Source organism: Sphingobium olei, assembly GCF_042678845.1.
Classification (GTDB): domain Bacteria; phylum Pseudomonadota; class Alphaproteobacteria; order Sphingomonadales; family Sphingomonadaceae; genus Sphingobium; species Sphingobium olei.
Genome location: NZ_JBHTLS010000131.1, coordinates 65,690 through 82,841, shown reverse-complemented (window position 1 = coordinate 82,841; position 17,152 = coordinate 65,690). Strand labels below are relative to the sequence as shown.

Sequence of the window (17,152 nt, the reverse complement as noted above, 5' to 3'; positions counted from 1 at the left end):
TCGCTCCACGACCGCGCCGCCCTCGTTGCCCACGCCCGCGAAAGCATCGCGCGCGGGTCCAAGAGCTTTGCCATGGCGTCGAAGCTGTTCGACCCGACCACCCGCGAACGCGCCTGGCTGCTCTATGCCTGGTGCCGCAAGTGCGACGACATTGCCGACGGGCAGGATCATGGCGGCGTGCTGTCGGGCGTGACTGACGGCCCCGCCCGCCTCGCGGACATGCGCGCCCATACCGATGCGGCGCTGCGAGGGGAGCCGACTGGCGACCCTGCCTTTGACGGTTTCGGTCTTGTCATGCGGGAATGCGCGATCCCGGCCCGCTATGCGCATGACCTGATCGACGGCTTTGCGCTCGATGCGGCGGACTGGCGGCCGCAGAGCGAGGGCGACCTCCTGCGCTATTGCTATCATGTGGCGGGAGCGGTCGGCTGTATGATGGCGGTGCTGATGGGCGCCGATCCGGCCGATGAAGCGACGCTCGACCGGGCCTGCGACCTGGGATTGGCGTTCCAGCTTGCCAACATCGCGCGGGACATTGGCGAGGATGCGGCTGCGGAACGTTGCTATCTGCCCGCCGACTGGCTTGCGAAGATGGCTTTGACGCCCGCTACCCTGATGACCGCGGAAGCGCGACCTCGCCTGACTGTGTTGGGACGGAAGCTGGCGGACATGGCGGCAGCCTATGAGGAAAGCGCGCGGCACGGCACAGGCGCGCTGCCGCTCAGGGCTGCGTGGGCAGTGCTTGCAGCCGCCGGCATCTATGGCGACATCGCGCGCGAAGTCGCGCGGCGTGGCGGGGCGGCTTGGGACGACAGAGTTGTCACGCCGAAGCACGAAAAATTGGCATGGGTTGCCCGTGCCGGCGTTCAGATCATCGGCCGCGCGCGCCGCTGGCCTGCCGCATCGCCCCGACCCGCGACGCTCTGGACCCGCCCCCGCTAAGCGCAAAATATAGGGCCGATACTTTCGCATCGGCCCCAAGGCATGTTCGCAGGAGGAACATCGTGTGGCGGGCGGCCCTTGGCCCTCTAAGGCGGGCCGCCCTGCCTATCTCAGTAGTTGTAGGCGCGCTCGCCGTGGCTGGAGAGGTCGAGGCCCTCCTGCTCGGCATCGGCGCTCGGACGCAGACCGATGGTCTTGTCGATCACGAAATAGAGGATCGCGCTCAACACGCCCGAATAGACGAGGGTGAAGACGACGGCCTTGATCTGCGTGACGACCTGGGTCGCGATCGAGTAGCTGTCGGCGTTGAAGCCGGCCGGGAAGACGGTGTAGTCGAACACGCCCTGACCGCCGAGCGACGGTGCCGCGACGATGCCGGTGCCGATCGCGCCGACGATGCCGCCGACGCAGTGGACACCGAACACGTCCAGGCTGTCGTCATATCCGACCTTGCCCTTAACGAACGCCACGAAGATGTAGCAGATCGGCGAGACGACGAGGCCGAGGACGATCGAGGTCATCGGCGCACCGAGACCAGCAGCCGGGGTGATGGCGACCAAGCCCGCGACCGCGCCGGTGACTGCACCCAGCAGCGACGGCTTGCCGTGATGGAACTGCTCGACGAGCGCCCAGCTGACTGCCGCCGCGCAGGTGGCGAGCATGGTGTTGATGAAGGCGACGCCGGTGACGGCATTGGCTTCCAGGTTGGAGCCCGCGTTGAAACCGAACCAGCCAACCCACAGAAGGCTCGCGCCGATCATGGTCATGGTCAGCGAGTGCGGGGCCATGGGTTCCTTGGGATAGCCGATGCGCTTGCCAATGATGATCGCGCCCACCAGGCCGGCGATACCGGCGTTGATGTGGACCACGGTGCCGCCGGCGAAGTCGAGCGCGCCCCAGCCCCAGAGCAGACCAGCGTCAGTCGGTGCGTCAGCCAGGAAGTCCGGGCCAGCCCAATACCAGACCATGTGGGCCATCGGGAAGTAGACGATGGTCAGCCACAGCACCACGAAGACGATCAGCGCCGAGAACTTCACGCGTTCGGCGAAAGCACCGACGATGAGGGCCGGCGTGATCATGGCGAACGTCATCTGGAACACCACGAACACCAGTTCGGGCAGGTAGATGTTGTTGCTGAAGGTCGCGGCATAGGTGCTGCTGCTGACATTCATCAGGAACGCCTTGTCCAGCCCGCCGACCAGCCAGGGCAGCGGCGAGTTGGTCGATGTGAAGGCCATCGAGTAGCCCCAGCAGGCCCAGACCAGGCCGGCAACCGACACGATCATGAACACCTGCATCAGGATGCTCAGCATGTTCTTCGTGCGGACGAGGCCGCCGTAGAAGAGGGCGAGGCCGGGAACCGACATCATCAGCACCAGCGCGGCCGAAACCAGCATCCAGGCGACGTCGCCCTTGTTCACCATGCCGGCCATGGCGGCGGCATCGGGAGCCTTGATCGGCCCCGCAGCGGCGGCGAGCGCCGGCGACGCGGCGAGCAGGGACAGGCCGGCCGCCCCCGCAATGCCGCACATTATCTTGGAAAAGCTCATCATTTCCCCCTTTACAGCGCGGTTTCGCCGGTCTCGCCGGTGCGGATCCGCACGGCTTGGCCCACATCCAGGACGAAGATCTTGCCATCGCCGATGGCGCCCGAATTGGCGGCCGCCTGCGTCGCTTCCACGACGCGGGGCGCGAGATCGTCGTCGCAGACGACCTCGATCTTGATCTTCGGGACCATATTGGTGGAATATTCGGCGCCGCGATAAATTTCGGTCTGGCCTTTCTGGCGACCGAAGCCCTTCACTTCGCTGACCGTCATTCCCGCGATGCCGAGCGAGGACAGCGCCTCGCGGACATCGTCAAGCTTGAACGGCTTGATGATAGCCATGACAAGTTTCATGTCGCCCCCTTTATTGGTGTGCGGGGGCATATCAGCAAATGCCGTGCCAAATTGCTAAAGACGGGTTAATGCGCCCGTTGCCCAGGCGTGCGCCCGTCGCGTCGCTGAAAAAATGGGCAATGAACGAAAGCTGCTTAGTTTTTAGGCAGCCCGATCACCAGCGTGCGCCTTCCGTTACAGCATCCGCCTCTTCAGGCCGGCTGACGCGGCCGAGCATGGTGTTGCGATGGGGGAAACGCCCAAACCGCTTTATGGTTGCATGATGCTTTCGTGCGAATTCGAGCGACTCTTGATCGCCCGCGCCTTCGAACAGGCTGAGGGACAGATCCTGATCTTCCAACGATTCGCTGTGCATGAAGGGCATGTAGAAGAACAGCCGTCCTGCGCCGCCAATCTGGATGTCGTAGCCATGCGCGATCGCGCCCCGCGCAACATCTCTCGCCAAGGCATCGGTCTGAAATGCGCGCGCGCTGTTCCGAAACATATTTCGGGGGAGTTGATCGAACAGGAGCACCGCCGCGAGGGCATCGTCGGCCCGGCCCAGAAAGGATATCACCGGCTCGGCCTGCTTTTTTTCCCACAGGTCGGTAAAGCGCGCAGCGCAGGTCCGGTCCAGCGCAGCGTCATGGCTCCACCAGCCATCTTCGCCCACTTCGTTGAACCAGAAATCCAGAAGGGCGGCGGCCCAGTCCGCGGTCACGGCATCGTGGCTGTCGGTCAACATGTTCATGATGATCCAATGACGCAGCGGCAGGACGGTTCCCGCTATCGACCATCCTATCGGCTCGACCTGTCGCGGCATGTGCCCCTAAACGGGAGCGCGCCGGGGCAGGAGGCGCATTCAGGCGGCCGTGCCGCCCACCGTCAGCCCTTCCATGAGCAATGTGGGTTGGCCGACGCCGGCGGGTACGCTCTGTCCCCCCTTGCCGCACATCCCGATGCCCTCATCCAGTGCCCAATCCTTGCCGATGCCGATCACCTTGGTCAGCGCGGTAGGGCCATCGCCGATTAGCGTTGCGCCCTTGATGGGATCGCCCAGCTTGCCATTCTCCACCTTATACGCTTCGGTGCAGGAGAAGACGAACTTGCCCGACACGATGTCCACCTGCCCGCCGCCGAAGCTCTTGGCGAAGATGCCGGACTTCATGCGGCTCAGCAGTTCCTCCGGATCATCCTGCCCGCCCTTGATGAAAGTGTTGGTCATGCGCGGCATGGGGGCATGGGCATAGCTTTCGCGCCGCCCATTGCCGGTGGGTTCGACGCCCATCAGGCGCGCGTTCAGTCGGTCCTGCATATAGCCGCGCAATATGCCGTCCTCGATCAGGACATTCTCCTGCGTCGGCGTGCCTTCATCGTCGATCGAAAGCGAGCCGCGCCGGTCCAGGATGCTGCCGTCGTCCACCACGGTGACGCCCGGCGCGGCGACCCGCTGTCCGATCCGGCCGGAAAAGGCGCTGGTCCCCTTGCGGTTGAAGTCACCCTCCAGGCCATGCCCGATCGCCTCATGAACAAGCACGCCAGGCCAGCCGGGCCCAAGCAGCACCGTCATCTCGCCGGCGGGCGCCGCGACCGATCGCATATTGACCCGCGCCTGGGCCAGCGCTTCGTCGATCGCGCGGTTCCAGATCGCAGGGTCCATGACCTTGTCGTAGAGATAGCGGCCGCCAACGCCGAATACGCCCGTTTCACGACGCCCGTTCTCTTCCAGAATGACCGAGACGTTCAGGCGCACCAGCGGGCGGATGTCGGTTGCGGTAAAGCCGTCCGCCCGGACGATCTCGACAACGGACCAGCTGCCCGCCAGGCTGACCGACACCTGCACGACGTGCGGATCGCGTGCGCGGGCGGCCGCGTCGATCTCCGCGCATAGTGAGACCTTCTCGGCGAAGGGCACGATCTCGAGCGGATTGGCGTCGGTATAGAGATGCCGGTTCGTCCGCTGCGGCGGGGGAGCAGGTTGACCCTTGGCGGGATCGAGCAGGGTGAGCGTCTGCGCCGCCTTTCGGATGGCGGCCTCGCTGATGTCGTTGGCGTGGGCGAAGCCGGTCATTTCACCAGACACGCCGCGCAAGCCGAAACCGGCGTCGGTCGAATAATCCGCGGTTTTCAGCCGTCCATCGTCAAAGCCGAAGCTCTCGCTCGCCCGATATTGCAGATAAAGCTCACCATCGTCGCACGAGGCCAGCGCCTGCCCGGTCAATTGCCGAGCAGTGTCAGGGTCCAGCAGGCCGGGGCGATAGAGAAGGCCGCGAGCGTCGGTAAAGAAGGGAGCGATATCGGTCATGTCCCCGATATAGGCGCGCCGTTCGCTCAACCCAACCAGAAAAGCTGCATGGCGATTTTCGGCTGCCCAGTGGCGAGGCGCGGCCGTCTTGCTAGAGGCTGGCGCTCGAAGCGATGTCCGGCTTGGATGCGACGTCGCCATTGTCCGCGACGCTGCCGATCAGGACGAAGCGGCGGTCGCAATAGCCGCAATCGACATAGCCATGCTCGTCGATTTCCAGGAAGACGCGCGGATGGCCGAGCGCGGCCGGTATGTCGCCCGATCCGTCGCAGGAGATGCGGGATTTGGTGACTCGGATGATTTCAGGCGGCTGGATCATGGCCGATGGCGTTAGCAGCGGTAACGGCGCGCTGCAATATGGGCGGTTACATCAGCGGCGGCAGCGGACGCGGGCAGGGCGCGGGCTTGGCCCCCGCGGCGCCAGCGGCAGGGGGCGAGTCGGGACAGGCGCGTGCAGCCATGACGGCGAATGGAGACAGCATCAGCAGCAGGGGCAATGTGGCGCCGGCGAGGGATGCTGCGAACGACATGCAGGAACAATGCGCCGTCGAAGCTTGCGGGGACATGAACGTTACGGACGCGGAGTAGGATTTGAGCAGGGCACCCTCGCTGGCGCTGGCGCGTTGCGTCGGGAGGGGGCCTACGGCGCGCCGGCTCTACGGCTTTCACACACGCGGAAATTTCGCCGGTAGAAATGCCATCAAGTATTGCCTGATCGGCTACACCCTCGCAGCATAGCTGCTCGGAGGTTTTCGGCTCGACCGTCCCCAGGACAGGCTCCAAAAGCTGACACCCTTCGCTGTCGCTCGGGAGCGTCGCCGGAAGCCGTCCCCCGGACGGCTCCTTCTTCAACGAAACTGGTGGGCGATGACGGGCTCGAACCGCCGACATTCTCGGTGTAAACGAGACGCTCTACCAACTGAGCTAATCGCCCCCATGGGGAAGCGCCTATTGCGGGCAAAAGGCGCGTCGGTCAAGCGGCGTCATGTGGTCAACAGCCGCCGACTGGCACCGAACCAGCGAATGAGCGCGTCGGCGGTTTCCTGCGCCAGGGTGATGAAGACGCGGCGGCCGTCATAAGGATCGGCCTGCCGCTCCACCAGCCCCTTGTCGGTCAGCGTCCTGATCCAGCGCAACGCCGTGGTGGGCGGCACCGCTGCGGCGATGCAGAGGCTGGATACCGAAACCCGCTCCCGCTCCAGCCGTGCCGCCAGCAGATCGAGCAGCATGTCCCAGGCCGGGTCGGCGAACAGGTCGCCCGGCAGGAAGTCGGCACGCAAGCGGCGCGCGCGCAGCAGGTCGCGGATTTGTGCCGCGTTGATTTCGGTCGATGGATTGGTGGGCACCGTGCCAGCCGCGCCCATTGGCGCAAGGGCGGGCATACCGATATAGTCGCTGGGCCGGTCCGAAATGCGCGGGCCAAGATCGAAGCTGGGCGTTGCGCCGTTGCGGGCGCGGTGGGTCAGTGCGTCCAGCGTCCGTGCCAGACGACCGACCTCATCGCTCAACTGCTGCAACTTCGCGCTTTCCCGGTCGACCTCGTGAACGCGACCCGCTGCAGGCCGATGCTCGCCCAAGGCGACGATGGCAGCAGCCAGTTCCATCCGATCCGGATCGCACAGCAATTGCGTGTGCGGGCTACGCACGCAGCCATAGGCAAGGTCGACCGTATCCCATCCGGCGACGAGGATGACGGCCATGCCGGTCTGCACCGCCTGCGTTTCGACCTGTACGAGCAGCCGCTCTAGCGATGGCGTCGCGGATTGACAGAAAAGCAGGAGGCCGTCGCAATGCGTCTGGCGGTCCAGACGGACCGAGGCGCCTTCAAGACCGATCGTGCCCAGCAGCCGGAAGCCCGCGGCGTCGGCAAGCGGCTGGAAATCCTCCGCATCCAGCCAGTCGCCGAAAACCAGAAGGCCGGGGCGATCGTCCCGCGCGGCCAATGGCAGGGCGACCTGCCCAATGCTACCTTCGATGGGCGGAGTGAGAGAATAGTCTTCCAACATCGCGTCGCTCCCGTTCTAGCTTCGTTCCCGAGAATAAAGCAAGAACGGATTCAATCAGCCCGATATTGGTCCAAAACAAACCGACCCGGGAGGAAAAGGCGTGGCAAAGCCGGCCTTTCAGTTCGGGTTTGTCCGATTCTGCGGGAAATGCGGCCGATCTGGCGACTTTTGCCCACATCGGGCAGGCACCAAAATCCGTCCATTTCGGTGATAATAGTCAAACGGCAGTGGATCGCGCGAAATCGATGTACAGGGTGCGCAGCCGGGTGGCTATCGGACCCGGGGTTCCGTCGCCGATGTTGCGGCCGTCGATCCTTACCACCGACTGGCACAGGGTCGAGGCGCTGGTGATGAAGGCCTCCTTCGCATCGAGCGCTTCCGCCACGGTGAAGGGGCGGCGGACGATGCGCAGGCCGCTTTCCTCTGCCAGGGCTGTGAGCGCGCTGGCAGTGCAACCGGCGAGAACCGCCTCGCTATAGGGGCGGGTGATGATCCCTTCGTCGATGACGATGAAGGCGGTGGACGATGCGCCTTCGGTGACGAAGCCGTCTTCGACCATCCAGGCTTCTTGGGCGCCGGCGTCCCGCGCCGCCTGCTTTGCCATCGCCTGCGCCAGCAGGCCGACGCTCTTGATGTCGCGGCGCTTCCAGCGAAGGTCCGGCATGGTCGCGACAGCGATGCCGGTGCGGACAGCGGGCAGATCCAGGAAGGGTCGGTCCTGCACGAACAGGAAGAGTGTCGGGCTAAGCGACGCGGGCGCTATAAAGTCGCGTGAGACATCCGCCCCGCGCGTCACCTGAAGATAGACAAGGCCCTCGGACAAAGCATTGCGGACCACCAGTTCCTTCTGCACCGCCTGAATGTCATCGGGCGACAGGGGCAGCGTGATGCCGATGGCGGCGGTTGAGCGTTCCAGGCGCGCCAGATGGCTGGCATTGTCGACCAGCCGCCCGTCGATGACGGCCGCGACCTCATAGATGCCGTCCGCGAACAGGAAGCCGCGGTCGAGCGGAGAGACGCGGGCATCTTCCAACGGCAGGAAAACACCGTTCAGATAGGCGATCGACATGGAGGAGAATGTCCTTTCAGGCGGCGATGGCCCGGCCGTTGCAGGGGGCGCGAGTAGGAATCAAGTCCCTTAACTTCGCATATTTCCCGCAGATTTTGACATTTTGTTACGAGCGGCTGATCCTATCGCGAAGTCCTACGCAGTATAGGGCCAGCCCTGTCGCATAGGACAGGCGGGGTCAGGCGGCGCGGCCCTTGAGCGCCTTTTGCCGGCGGCGCTGGACCGACGAGCCGATGCCCAGAGCCTCGCGATATTTCGCGACCGTGCGGCGCGCTATGTCCATGCCCCGCGCGCGGAGCATGTCGACCAGCGTGTCATCGGAGAGGATCGCCTGCGGGTCTTCCGCCCCGATCAGCGCCTTGATGTGGCTCTTCACCGCTTCGGCGGACACCGCGCCGTCCCCGGTCGCGGAGGAGACCCCGCTGGAGAAGAAATATTTAAGCTCGTAAAGGCCGCGCGGGCAGGAAAGATATTTGTTGGATGTGACGCGGCTGACCGTGCTTTCGTGCATGCCGATCGCGTCGGCCACCGCCTTCAACGTCATGGGCTTTAAGTGCGCTACGCCTTCGCGGAAGAAGGCCTCCTGCTGCTTCACGATCTCGCCCGCCACCTTGATGATGGTCTTTTGCCGTTGGTCGAGCGCCTTCACCAGCCAGTTGGCGCTGGCGAGGCAGTCGGCAAGCCAGGCCTTGCTGTTCCGGTCCTGCGGGCCGCTCGCCAGTTCGACATAATAGCTGCGGTTGACGAGCAGACGGGGAAGGGTGGCGCTGTTGATCTCTATGCCCCAGCCTTCGCGCGTCTTCCGCACGAACAGGTCCGGGGTGACGGGGGCAGCGCGCTCGCCCGCGAATTGCAGGCCGGGCTTTGGATCATAGGCACGCAGTTCCGCGATCATGTCCGCCATATCCTCCTCATCCACGCCGCAGATGCGGCGAAGCTGGGGCAGGGCGCCTTTGGCCAGCAGGTCGAGATTGGCGAGCAGCCGCGCCATACAGGGATCGTAGCGATCGGCCTCCTTCGCCTGAAGCGCGAGACATTCGGACAGGGAACGCGCGCCCACGCCCGTGGGATCGAAGCCGTGGATGACGGTCAGCACCCGTTCGACATCGAACAGAGGTACACCCAGCGCATGGCCGGCCTGGAGCAGGTTCGCCTCCAGATAGCCGGTCTCGTCAATCTGCCCGATCAGGTGCGCGGCAATGATGAGGTCCATGCCCGAAAGTGCGGCGCGCGCCTGATCCATCAGATGTTCGTGCAGGCCGACATCGGGCGCGGCGAAACTGTCGAAATCCGGCGCATCCTCGCCATAGCCGCTGCCGCCGCCCATCATGTCCATGCCGCCGCCAGGCCCGGTCATGCGGTCGGCCGGGCCGTCGTCGATGAAGATGGTCGCGCCGTGATCGACGTCGAGCGGGCTGTCTGCTGCGCCCAATCCTTGCGCGATCAGTTCGTCGCTCGCGCCGGTTTCGGCAGGGAGGGCAGGGCGCTCCTCCGTTAGGTCTACCCCGTCGGGGATTGGAGCAACGTCGGTGGGACCGCCGGGTTCGAGGAGCGGATTTTTCTCCAGCTCCCCGGCGACGAACGCGTCGATCTCCAGATTGCTGAGCGCCAGCAGCTTGATCGCCTGCTGCAACTGGGGCGTCATCACCAGCGACTGGCTTTGACGCAGGTCCAGACGAGGGCCGAGCGCCATTACCGTTCGCTCTGTCCGGCGAGAGGAGAGCGCAGCGTCGCCATGCCTAGAGCTGGAAATTCTCGCCCAGATAGAGGCGACGCACATCGGCGTTGGCGACGAGTTCGGTCGGGCTTCCGGCGAAAAGAACCTGCCCGTCATAGATGATGCAGGCGCGGTCGACGATCTCCAGCGTCTCGCGGACATTATGATCGGTGATGAGGACGCCGATGCCGCGTGTCTTCAACTGCTTCACGAGGTCGCGAATGTCGGCGATGGAGAGCGGGTCGATGCCGGCGAAGGGTTCGTCCAGCAGGACGATGGACGGATTTGCGGCCAGCGCGCGGGCGATCTCGCAACGGCGACGCTCGCCACCCGACAGGGCCATCGCGGCCGAATCGCGCAGGCGCCCAAGGCCGAATTCGGAGAGCAGTTGCTCCAGCCGCGCCTCTCGCGCAGCCTTGTCCGGCTCGGCCAGTTCCAGCACCGCGCCGATATTCTGCGCCACGGTCATGCCGCGAAAGATGGACGTTTCCTGCGGAAGATAGCCAAGGCCGAGGATAGCGCGGCGATACATGGGCAGATTGGTGATGTCCTGCCCGTCGAGGATGATGCGGCCATGATCCGGGCGGACGAGGCCCATGACGGAATAAAAGCAGGTCGTCTTGCCCGCGCCGTTGGGGCCGAGCAGGCCTACGACCTCTCCCTTGCCCACGGTCAGCGACACGTCGGACAGCACGACCCGCTTGTCATAACTTTTCGCGATCGAGATCACCGACAGGCCGTCGCCGACTTCCTGCGGAATTTGCGGCCTTGGAGCCGCCCGGTCCGGGGCCATCACGTCGTCCATGCGGTACGTCCTTACACGAAATTCTGGATCGCGCGCGAAAATGGCGTCGCGCGCGACAACTGGCAAGCTTTGTGCATGGGAAAGGGCGCGGGGCAAGGAGAAAATGCCGGAGCAGGGCGGTCCGCGCGACGGGCCGCCGACACGACCGGCAGGCTTCCAACCCTATGGGGGGAAAGCCTGCCGGTCCTTATCGTCATTGCAGGTCGAGCACGACCACCGACTTGGGCGGCAGGGTGACGGTGAGCGTACCGCCGGCGATCTGCGCGCCCGTGAACGGAGCGGGCTTCACCACGTCCGGCGCATCGAACGTGTTGTGGGCGTTGATTGCCTGCGCCGTCAGCACCCGGCCCGACACGGTCGCGGCGTTGAGGCCGTCCAGCTTGACCGTGACCGTGTTGGGCTGATTGGGGTCGAGATTGGAAAGGCCGACATGGACCTTGCCGTCCTTGCCGCGCACGGCCGATCCGCTGACCGCCGGCATCACGAACTTGTCCTTGTTGTACCAAGGCGTCGTCAGGTCGATCGGCAGGACCGTCGCGTCCTGCCACGGCTTGTACATCTCGAACACATGGTAGGTCGGCGTCAGGATCATCTTTTTGCCGTCTGTCAGGATCATCGCCTGAAGGACGTTCACCATCTGCGCGATGGCGGTCATGCGGACGCGATCGGCATGCTTGGCGAAAATGTCGAGATTGACCGACGCGACCAGGGCGTCGCGCAGCGTGTTCTGCTGGCGCAGGAAACCGGGGTTTGTGCCCGGATCGGGCGCATACCAGGTGCCCCATTCATCGACAGCCAGGAACACGCGCTTCTGGGGATCATATTTGTCCATGATCTTGGAATGGCCGGTGATGAGTTCGTCCATCTTCCAGGTGGCGGCGAGCGTGTCTGCCCATTCGGTTTCGCCGAAATTGACCGGGTCCGCCTTGGGCGGCCAGCCACCCTGGGGCAGCGTGTAATAGTGGAGCGAGAGCGCATCGAGTTGCTTGGCCGCCTCGCGCATGGTCACTTCGGTCCAGTTATAGTCGCCGCCATTGGCGCCCGAAGCGATGCGGACCAGCGTCTTGCCGGCCGGAACCTTGAGGAAGGTCGAATAGCGCTTCGTCACATCCGCGGCATATTGCGCGGTCATGTTGCCGCCGCAGCCCCACAGCTCATTGCCAATGCCGAAGGAGGCGAGCGCCCAGGGTTCCTTATGCCCGTTCTTCGCCCGCTCGTCGGCAAGACTGCCGGCCGGGGCGGTGATATATTCGATCCACTCCGCCATTTCCTGCGGCGTGCCGTTGCCGACATTGCCAGAAATATAGGCTTCCGCGCCGACCTGGCGCAGCAGCTCGAAATATTCGTGGGTGCCGACCGCGTTGGGCTCGGTCACGCCGCCCCAGTTGGTGTTCACCTTGACCGGCCGCTTGCCCCGCGGGCCGATCCCTTCACGCCAATGATATTCGTCGGCAAAGCAGCCGCCCGGCCAGCGGATGACGGGCACGGCGAGGTTGCGCAGCGCGCCTATGACATCGTTGCGGAACCCGTTGGTGTTGGGGATGGACTTGTCGTTGCCGACCCACAGGCCGCCATAGATGCCATGACCCAGATGTTCGGCGAACTGGGTGAAGATCCGCTTGTCGTAGACCGGGCCTGGCTTGTCGGCGTGGATCGTGGCGGTGGTCGGCTTGCCGTCCGTGTCCGCCACGGCCGTGCCGCACGCCAGCGCGCTGGCGCAAAGCAGCAGCGTGGCGGTGGTGCGGCGCAGGGTCTTCATCATCATGCGTCCTCTCCTGAAGCTCTTATCGGGTGAATGGATGGTCTCGGGGATGGGCAACCGCCCTACAGCGGCTGGACGGCCAGATCGGCCGGTTGCGCGCGCGTGAGCGGGTTGCGTGCGGGCAGGGTGAAGGGCGCCGCTTCGATCTCGAAGACGTCGCCTTCCTGCGTGGTCACGCCGTCGCTGAACGAGAGGGTCGCGGTGCCGAAGAAATGAACATGCACGTCACCGGGTCGGCGGAACAGCGCATATTTGAAATGATGATGCTCCAGGTTCGCCAGGCTGTGCGACATGTTCGCTTCGCCCGACAGGAAGGGTTTTTCCCAAATGACCTGCCCGGCGCGCAGGACGCGGCTGGACCCTTCGATATGGGCGGGCGGGTCGCCGACCAGCAGTTCCGGCCCGAGCGCGGCCTGCCGCAGCTTTGAGTGGGCGAGCCAGAGATAATTGTGCCGTTCGGTGACATGGTCCGAAAATTCGTTCGCGAGCGCGAGGCCCAGGCGGTAGGGCCTGCCGTCGTCACCGATGATGTAGATGCCGGCCAGTTCCGGCTCCTCGCCCCCATCCTTGGCGAAGGACGGCATGGTCAGCGCGTCGCCGGGGCCAACCAGTTGCGATCCGTCGCCCTTGTAAAACCATTCGGGTTGCTGGCCGACTTGCCCCGGGGCGGGCTTGCCGCCTTCCAGGCCTTCCAGGAACATGCGCATGCTGTCGGTCTGCTTTTCGGCTGCCGCGGCTTCGCGATGCATCTTGTCGCGGCCTTCTGCCGACCCAAGATGGGTAAGGCCGGTGCCGGTCATCAGCACATGCGCGTCGTCTTCATGATCGATCGGTGCGAGCAGCCGGCCAGCCGCATATTCCGCGGCGATGTCGACGCTTCCGCCCTGGCCTGCCTCTTCGACTGCCTGGGCAAGGCCGATGCCGCCGGCGATCGCGCGTAGCGCCAGCGCCCGGATTGTCGAAAAGCCGGGCACGAAATGTGCGGCGTCGCCCTGGGCGGCGATGACCGATCGCTCGCCAATGCCGGACCGATGCTGCAACAGGCGCAATGTCATGAAATCTTCCTCCCGCGCGCCAGTTGGCGCTTTTTCATCGATGGCCGCGTCGCTGCGCGCCGATGGGCACGCACGCAACGATATGGGTGATTTACTCCGACATATTTCAGGAGAGTGGTAATGGCAATCCTCGTGTTGTAGCACGAGCCATTTCGCGTTGGGGAAGCGGGAGGAGCGGGAAATGGCACAAGACGACCCTTCGAAGCAGGGGAAGGCCAAGGACGATGGCGGTGAAGTCAGGCCAGTGAGAGGGCCTGGCCGGCGGCTGCACGGCGCGATCGCCCACAAACTGGGCATGGCGATCCTGTCCGGCCAGTATCAGCCGGGCGATACGCTGTCGGGAGAGGTCGCGTTCGCAGAGGAACTGGAAGTGTCGCGCAGCGCCTATCGGGAGGCGATACAGGTGCTGACCGCGAAGGGCCTGGTGGAAAGCCGGCCAAAGGCAGGCACCCGCGTACTGCCGCGCACGCGATGGAACCTGCTCGACCCCGAAGTGCTGGCCTGGGCCTTCGCCGGGGAGCCGGACATCCAGTTCGTGCGCGACCTGTTCGAACTGCGCGCCATCGTCGAGCCGGCGGCGGCGAGGCTGGCTGCGCAGCGGCGGGACAAGGATGACATCCGGATCATGAAGGACGCGCTCGCCGCCATGCGTCGCCACACGCTGGCGACCGAGGCCGGGCGGGCGGCGGACCGGGACTTCCACAATGCGATCCTTCAGGCGACACGGAACGATGCTTTGATCGTGCTGACCGCCAGCATCGGCGCGGCGGTCAACTGGACGACCCAGTTCAAGCAGCGCGCCCGCGCCCTGCCGCGCAACCCTATTCCCGATCATGCGCGGGTGTTCGACGCGATCGCCGCGGGTGATCCGGTTGCGGCGTCGGACGCCATGCGGGCGCTCGTGGACCTGGCGCTGGAGGACACGGCGAGCGCCATGCGGGACTAAGGCGAAGCCGCTTCCGCAAAGAAAAAGGCCGGTGCGGTCGTCCCGCACCGGCCTTTTGCTGTTTTCGATGCCGTCGTGTCAGTCAGCGATCTGCTGGTCCGGCAAGGCGTTCGTCACCTTGCAGCCCCACAGCGCGTAGAAGAGGACATAAAGTTCGCAGGCGGCGGTCAGCAGGAAGCTGGTCTGCAAGCCGTAGATATCCGCGAGCCAGCCCTGCACCACCACCAGCGCGCCGCCCGCGATGGCCATGATCAGCAGGCCTGAGCCTTCCTCGGTCAGCGGTCCCAGCCCCTTGATGCCGAGCGTGAAGATGGTCGGGAACATGATCGAGTGGAACAGGCCGACCAGGATCAGCGACCACATGGCGACCGGGCCGGTGGTGAACACGGTGACCAGCATCACCAGGAACGCGCCCACGGAAAAGGCGGCGAGGACATGGCCGGCGTCGAACTTCTGCATGATGGCGGAGCCGGCGAAGCGGCCGACCATCATTCCGCCCCACAGGAAGGTCAGGTAATTGCCAGCCTGCTCGTGCGTCAGATTGGCGATCTGCGGCTGGCTGACGAAGTTGACGAACAGGTTGGCGACGCCGATTTCCGCGATCAGGTAAATGAAGATGGCCGGGATGCCGAACACCAGGTTGCGGTGGTTCCACAGCGAATATTTCTTCCGCTCCTCCTTGTTGTGGCGCTGCGTCGCGGCACCCATTGCGGGCAAGGGAAAGCGCGCGATCACCACGGCCAGAACGACCAGGACGATCGCCACCAGCACATAGGGGAGGACCACCGACTGCGCGTCCGCCAGCCGTTCCGCCTGGGTCAGGACGACATCGCCTTGCGCCGTGCCCCCTTTCGACCGGCCAAGGATCAGATAGGCACCGAACATCGGCGCGAGCATGGTGCCGGCCGAATTCATCGCCTGCACCAGGTTGAGGCGGGAAGAGGCGGTTTCGGGCTTGCCGACGACGGCGACATAGGGGTTGGCCGCGACCTGAAGCAGGGTGATGCCGCTGGCGATGACGAACAGCATGACCAGCGTCACGCCATAGGAGGGAATGGAAGCCGCCAGCGTCATGCCGAGCGCGCCCGCCGCCATGATGAGCAGCCCGATCACCATGGATTTCTGGTATCCCACCCGCTCGATCAGCTTGGCGGACGGGATGGACGCGAAGAAATAGGCGATGAACCAGACCGATTCGATCAGCGTCGTCTGGGTGTAGCTGAGGTCGAACACGCTCCGCAGATGCGGCAGCAGCGTGTTGTTGATGACGGTGATGAAGCCCCACATGAAGAAGAGGCTGGCAAGCAGGGCCAGCGCAGGGCCATAACGCGTGCCGGGGTTATAGGTCGCGGATGCCCCCGCGCCTGACGAGATCGGTCCAGCCATTCATCCTCCTCCGCAAGAAATCTTGATGCAAACTACCATGTGCAAGGCTTGCGTCCGCATAATATGTCCGAGTATATGTCCCCCAACCGCCCGTCAATGGGCGACCGCTGTTAGGGAGGACGTTCATGCACAAGGCCGGGATCATTGCTCTGAAATCCACACTTTCCCGCGGTGCTATGGGCGCCGTCATGGCGGCTGGGGCGGCATTGGCGGCAGAGGCCAGCCGTGCGCCGGCCGGAACCGCGAACGGCGCGGCGGTGGAGACGATCACCCTCAGCAACGGGCAAGGGGTGTCGGCGAAAATCCTGACCTATGGCGCGACGCTGCAATCGCTGTCGGGACCGGACAAGGCAGGCAAGGTGGCGGACGTCCTGCTGGGCTATGACGACCTCAAGGGCTATGTCGAGCATCCCAACTATTATGGCGTGACCGTGGGCCGCTATGCCAATCGCATCGCGGGCGGCAAGTTCTCGCTCGACGGCAAGACCTATCAGTTGCCGCTCAACGACAAGGTCAATTCGCTGCACGGCGGGGGCAAGGGCTTCGACAAGCAGGTGTGGACGGTCGTGTCCATGAAAAGCGGTCCCAAGGCGAGCGTGGTGCTGGGCCTCACCAGCCCGGAAGGCGACGCGGGTTACCCCGGCAAGCTGGACGTCACCGTCACATACACGCTGGACGAGGCCGGCAACCTGGGGATCGTGTTCGACGCGAAGACCGACAAGCCCACGATCGTCAACATGACCAATCATGCCATCTTCAACCTGGCGGGCGAGGGCGCGCCCGAAGGAACGGTCAATCACCTGCTGACCATCCCGGCCAAGGCCTTCACGCCGGTCGATGTGCATCTCATTCCCACGGGCGAACTCAAGCCCGTGGAAGGCGGCGTCTTCGATTTCCGCATGCCCCGGCGCGTGGCGGACGGCATTCGCGACGGACGCGATCCGCAGATCGTCGCCGGACATGGCTACGACCATAATTTCGCGCTCGACAAGGGGCTGACCAAGGTGCCGGGGCTGGCGGCGCGCCTCGAAGATCCGCAGTCGGGCCGCGTGCTGGACGTGTTGACGACCGAGCCGGGCGTCCAGTTCTACACGGGCAACTTCCTGGACGGGTCGCTGCTGGGCAAGGGTAGCCACCTCTACCGCATGGGCGACGGCATCGCGCTGGAGCCGCAGAAATTCCCGGACGCGCCCAACAAGCCCAGTTTCGTGTCGGCGCGGGTCGATCCGGGCAAGCCCTATCATCATGAAATGATCTATCGCCTGTCGGTGAAGCGCTAA

Annotated in this window: 15 protein-coding genes and 1 tRNA gene; 3 read left to right on the top strand and 13 right to left on the bottom strand. The window is 64.6% G+C overall.

What is annotated here, in order from left to right:
- The first annotated feature begins 45 nt into the window (after window positions 1-45).
- The gene (locus ACFQ24_RS15460; protein WP_380912940.1) at window positions 46-942 is read left to right on the top strand and encodes a phytoene/squalene synthase family protein; all 897 of its coding nucleotides are present in this window, start codon (window positions 46-48) and stop codon (window positions 940-942) included.
- 110 nt (window positions 943-1,052) lie between these two features.
- Here ACFQ24_RS15460 and ACFQ24_RS15455 read toward each other — a convergent pair whose 3' ends face one another.
- From ACFQ24_RS15455 to araD1, 12 genes are all read right to left on the bottom strand, one after another.
- Window positions 1,053-2,492, bottom strand: coding sequence for an ammonium transporter (locus tag ACFQ24_RS15455; RefSeq protein WP_380912784.1), 1,440 nt, complete (start codon window positions 2,490-2,492; stop codon window positions 1,053-1,055).
- Between the two features lie 11 nt (window positions 2,493-2,503).
- Complete coding sequence (locus ACFQ24_RS15450; RefSeq protein ID WP_004209785.1) at window positions 2,504-2,842, bottom strand: P-II family nitrogen regulator; 339 nt, start codon at window positions 2,840-2,842, stop codon at window positions 2,504-2,506.
- Between the two features lie 154 nt (window positions 2,843-2,996).
- A complete protein-coding gene (locus ACFQ24_RS15445; RefSeq protein WP_380912782.1) occupies window positions 2,997-3,572 on the bottom strand; it encodes a DUF924 family protein in 576 nt (191 codons plus the stop codon).
- Between the two features lie 111 nt (window positions 3,573-3,683).
- Complete coding sequence (gene tldD / locus ACFQ24_RS15440; RefSeq protein WP_380912780.1) at window positions 3,684-5,126, bottom strand: metalloprotease TldD; 1,443 nt, start codon at window positions 5,124-5,126, stop codon at window positions 3,684-3,686.
- 91 nt (window positions 5,127-5,217) lie between these two features.
- Complete coding sequence (locus ACFQ24_RS15435) at window positions 5,218-5,445, bottom strand: zinc-finger domain-containing protein (protein WP_380912778.1); 228 nt, start codon at window positions 5,443-5,445, stop codon at window positions 5,218-5,220.
- Between the two features lie 539 nt (window positions 5,446-5,984).
- A tRNA-Val gene (locus tag ACFQ24_RS15430) sits at window positions 5,985-6,060 on the bottom strand.
- 49 nt (window positions 6,061-6,109) lie between these two features.
- Window positions 6,110-7,132: a winged helix DNA-binding protein gene (locus ACFQ24_RS15425; protein WP_380912776.1), complete on the bottom strand. Its 1,023-nt coding sequence runs from the start codon at window positions 7,130-7,132 to the stop codon at window positions 6,110-6,112.
- A gap of 217 nt (window positions 7,133-7,349) precedes the next feature.
- Window positions 7,350-8,201, bottom strand: coding sequence for a D-amino-acid transaminase (locus ACFQ24_RS15420; RefSeq protein ID WP_380912774.1), 852 nt, complete (start codon window positions 8,199-8,201; stop codon window positions 7,350-7,352).
- Between the two features lie 178 nt (window positions 8,202-8,379).
- Window positions 8,380-9,894 (bottom strand): RNA polymerase factor sigma-54, encoded by a 1,515-nt coding sequence (gene rpoN, locus ACFQ24_RS15415; protein ID WP_380912772.1) that lies wholly within the window; start codon window positions 9,892-9,894, stop codon window positions 8,380-8,382.
- A gap of 46 nt (window positions 9,895-9,940) precedes the next feature.
- A complete protein-coding gene (gene lptB / locus ACFQ24_RS15410) occupies window positions 9,941-10,723 on the bottom strand; it encodes an LPS export ABC transporter ATP-binding protein (RefSeq protein ID WP_380912770.1) in 783 nt (260 codons plus the stop codon).
- A gap of 193 nt (window positions 10,724-10,916) precedes the next feature.
- Window positions 10,917-12,485: an alpha-N-arabinofuranosidase gene (locus tag ACFQ24_RS15405; protein WP_380912939.1), complete on the bottom strand. Its 1,569-nt coding sequence runs from the start codon at window positions 12,483-12,485 to the stop codon at window positions 10,917-10,919.
- 62 nt (window positions 12,486-12,547) lie between these two features.
- Entirely contained in the window at window positions 12,548-13,540 is a 993-nt protein-coding gene (araD1, locus tag ACFQ24_RS15400; protein ID WP_380912768.1) for an AraD1 family protein, read from the bottom strand.
- A gap of 181 nt (window positions 13,541-13,721) precedes the next feature.
- On the opposite strand from araD1, the gene ACFQ24_RS15395 reads away from it, so the two are divergent.
- Window positions 13,722-14,486: a FadR/GntR family transcriptional regulator gene (locus ACFQ24_RS15395; protein ID WP_380912766.1), complete on the top strand. Its 765-nt coding sequence runs from the start codon at window positions 13,722-13,724 to the stop codon at window positions 14,484-14,486.
- 78 nt (window positions 14,487-14,564) lie between these two features.
- Here ACFQ24_RS15395 and ACFQ24_RS15390 read toward each other — a convergent pair whose 3' ends face one another.
- On the bottom strand, window positions 14,565-15,872 hold the full coding sequence (locus ACFQ24_RS15390; protein WP_380912764.1) for a sugar MFS transporter: 1,308 nt from the start codon (window positions 15,870-15,872) through the stop codon (window positions 14,565-14,567).
- A 125-nt stretch (window positions 15,873-15,997) separates the two neighbouring features.
- On the opposite strand from ACFQ24_RS15390, the gene ACFQ24_RS15385 reads away from it, so the two are divergent.
- On the top strand, window positions 15,998-17,152 hold the full coding sequence (locus tag ACFQ24_RS15385; RefSeq protein ID WP_380912762.1) for an aldose epimerase family protein: 1,155 nt from the start codon (window positions 15,998-16,000) through the stop codon (window positions 17,150-17,152).

Excerpts from the sequence above, each read along its gene's own strand:
- ACFQ24_RS15455 (WP_380912784.1), bottom strand. The coding sequence starts at position 2,492 with ATGAGCTTTTCCAAGATAATGTGCGGCATTGCGGGGGCGGCCGGCCTG.
- ACFQ24_RS15450 (WP_004209785.1), bottom strand. The coding sequence starts at position 2,842 with ATGAAACTTGTCATGGCTATCATCAAGCCGTTCAAGCTTGACGATGTC.
- ACFQ24_RS15445 (WP_380912782.1), bottom strand. The coding sequence starts at position 3,572 with ATGAACATGTTGACCGACAGCCACGATGCCGTGACCGCGGACTGGGCC.
- tldD (WP_380912780.1), bottom strand. The coding sequence starts at position 5,126 with ATGACCGATATCGCTCCCTTCTTTACCGACGCTCGCGGCCTTCTCTAT.
- ACFQ24_RS15435 (WP_380912778.1), bottom strand. The coding sequence starts at position 5,445 with ATGATCCAGCCGCCTGAAATCATCCGAGTCACCAAATCCCGCATCTCC.
- ACFQ24_RS15425 (WP_380912776.1), bottom strand. The coding sequence starts at position 7,132 with ATGTTGGAAGACTATTCTCTCACTCCGCCCATCGAAGGTAGCATTGGG.
- ACFQ24_RS15420 (WP_380912774.1), bottom strand. The coding sequence starts at position 8,201 with ATGTCGATCGCCTATCTGAACGGTGTTTTCCTGCCGTTGGAAGATGCC.
- rpoN (WP_380912772.1), bottom strand. The coding sequence starts at position 9,894 with ATGGCGCTCGGCCCTCGTCTGGACCTGCGTCAAAGCCAGTCGCTGGTG.
- lptB (WP_380912770.1), bottom strand. The coding sequence starts at position 10,723 with ATGGACGACGTGATGGCCCCGGACCGGGCGGCTCCAAGGCCGCAAATT.
- ACFQ24_RS15405 (WP_380912939.1), bottom strand. The coding sequence starts at position 12,485 with ATGATGAAGACCCTGCGCCGCACCACCGCCACGCTGCTGCTTTGCGCC.
- araD1 (WP_380912768.1), bottom strand. The coding sequence starts at position 13,540 with ATGACATTGCGCCTGTTGCAGCATCGGTCCGGCATTGGCGAGCGATCG.
- ACFQ24_RS15395 (WP_380912766.1), top strand. The coding sequence starts at position 13,722 with ATGGCACAAGACGACCCTTCGAAGCAGGGGAAGGCCAAGGACGATGGC.
- ACFQ24_RS15390 (WP_380912764.1), bottom strand. The coding sequence starts at position 15,872 with ATGGCTGGACCGATCTCGTCAGGCGCGGGGGCATCCGCGACCTATAAC.
- ACFQ24_RS15385 (WP_380912762.1), top strand. The coding sequence starts at position 15,998 with ATGCACAAGGCCGGGATCATTGCTCTGAAATCCACACTTTCCCGCGGT.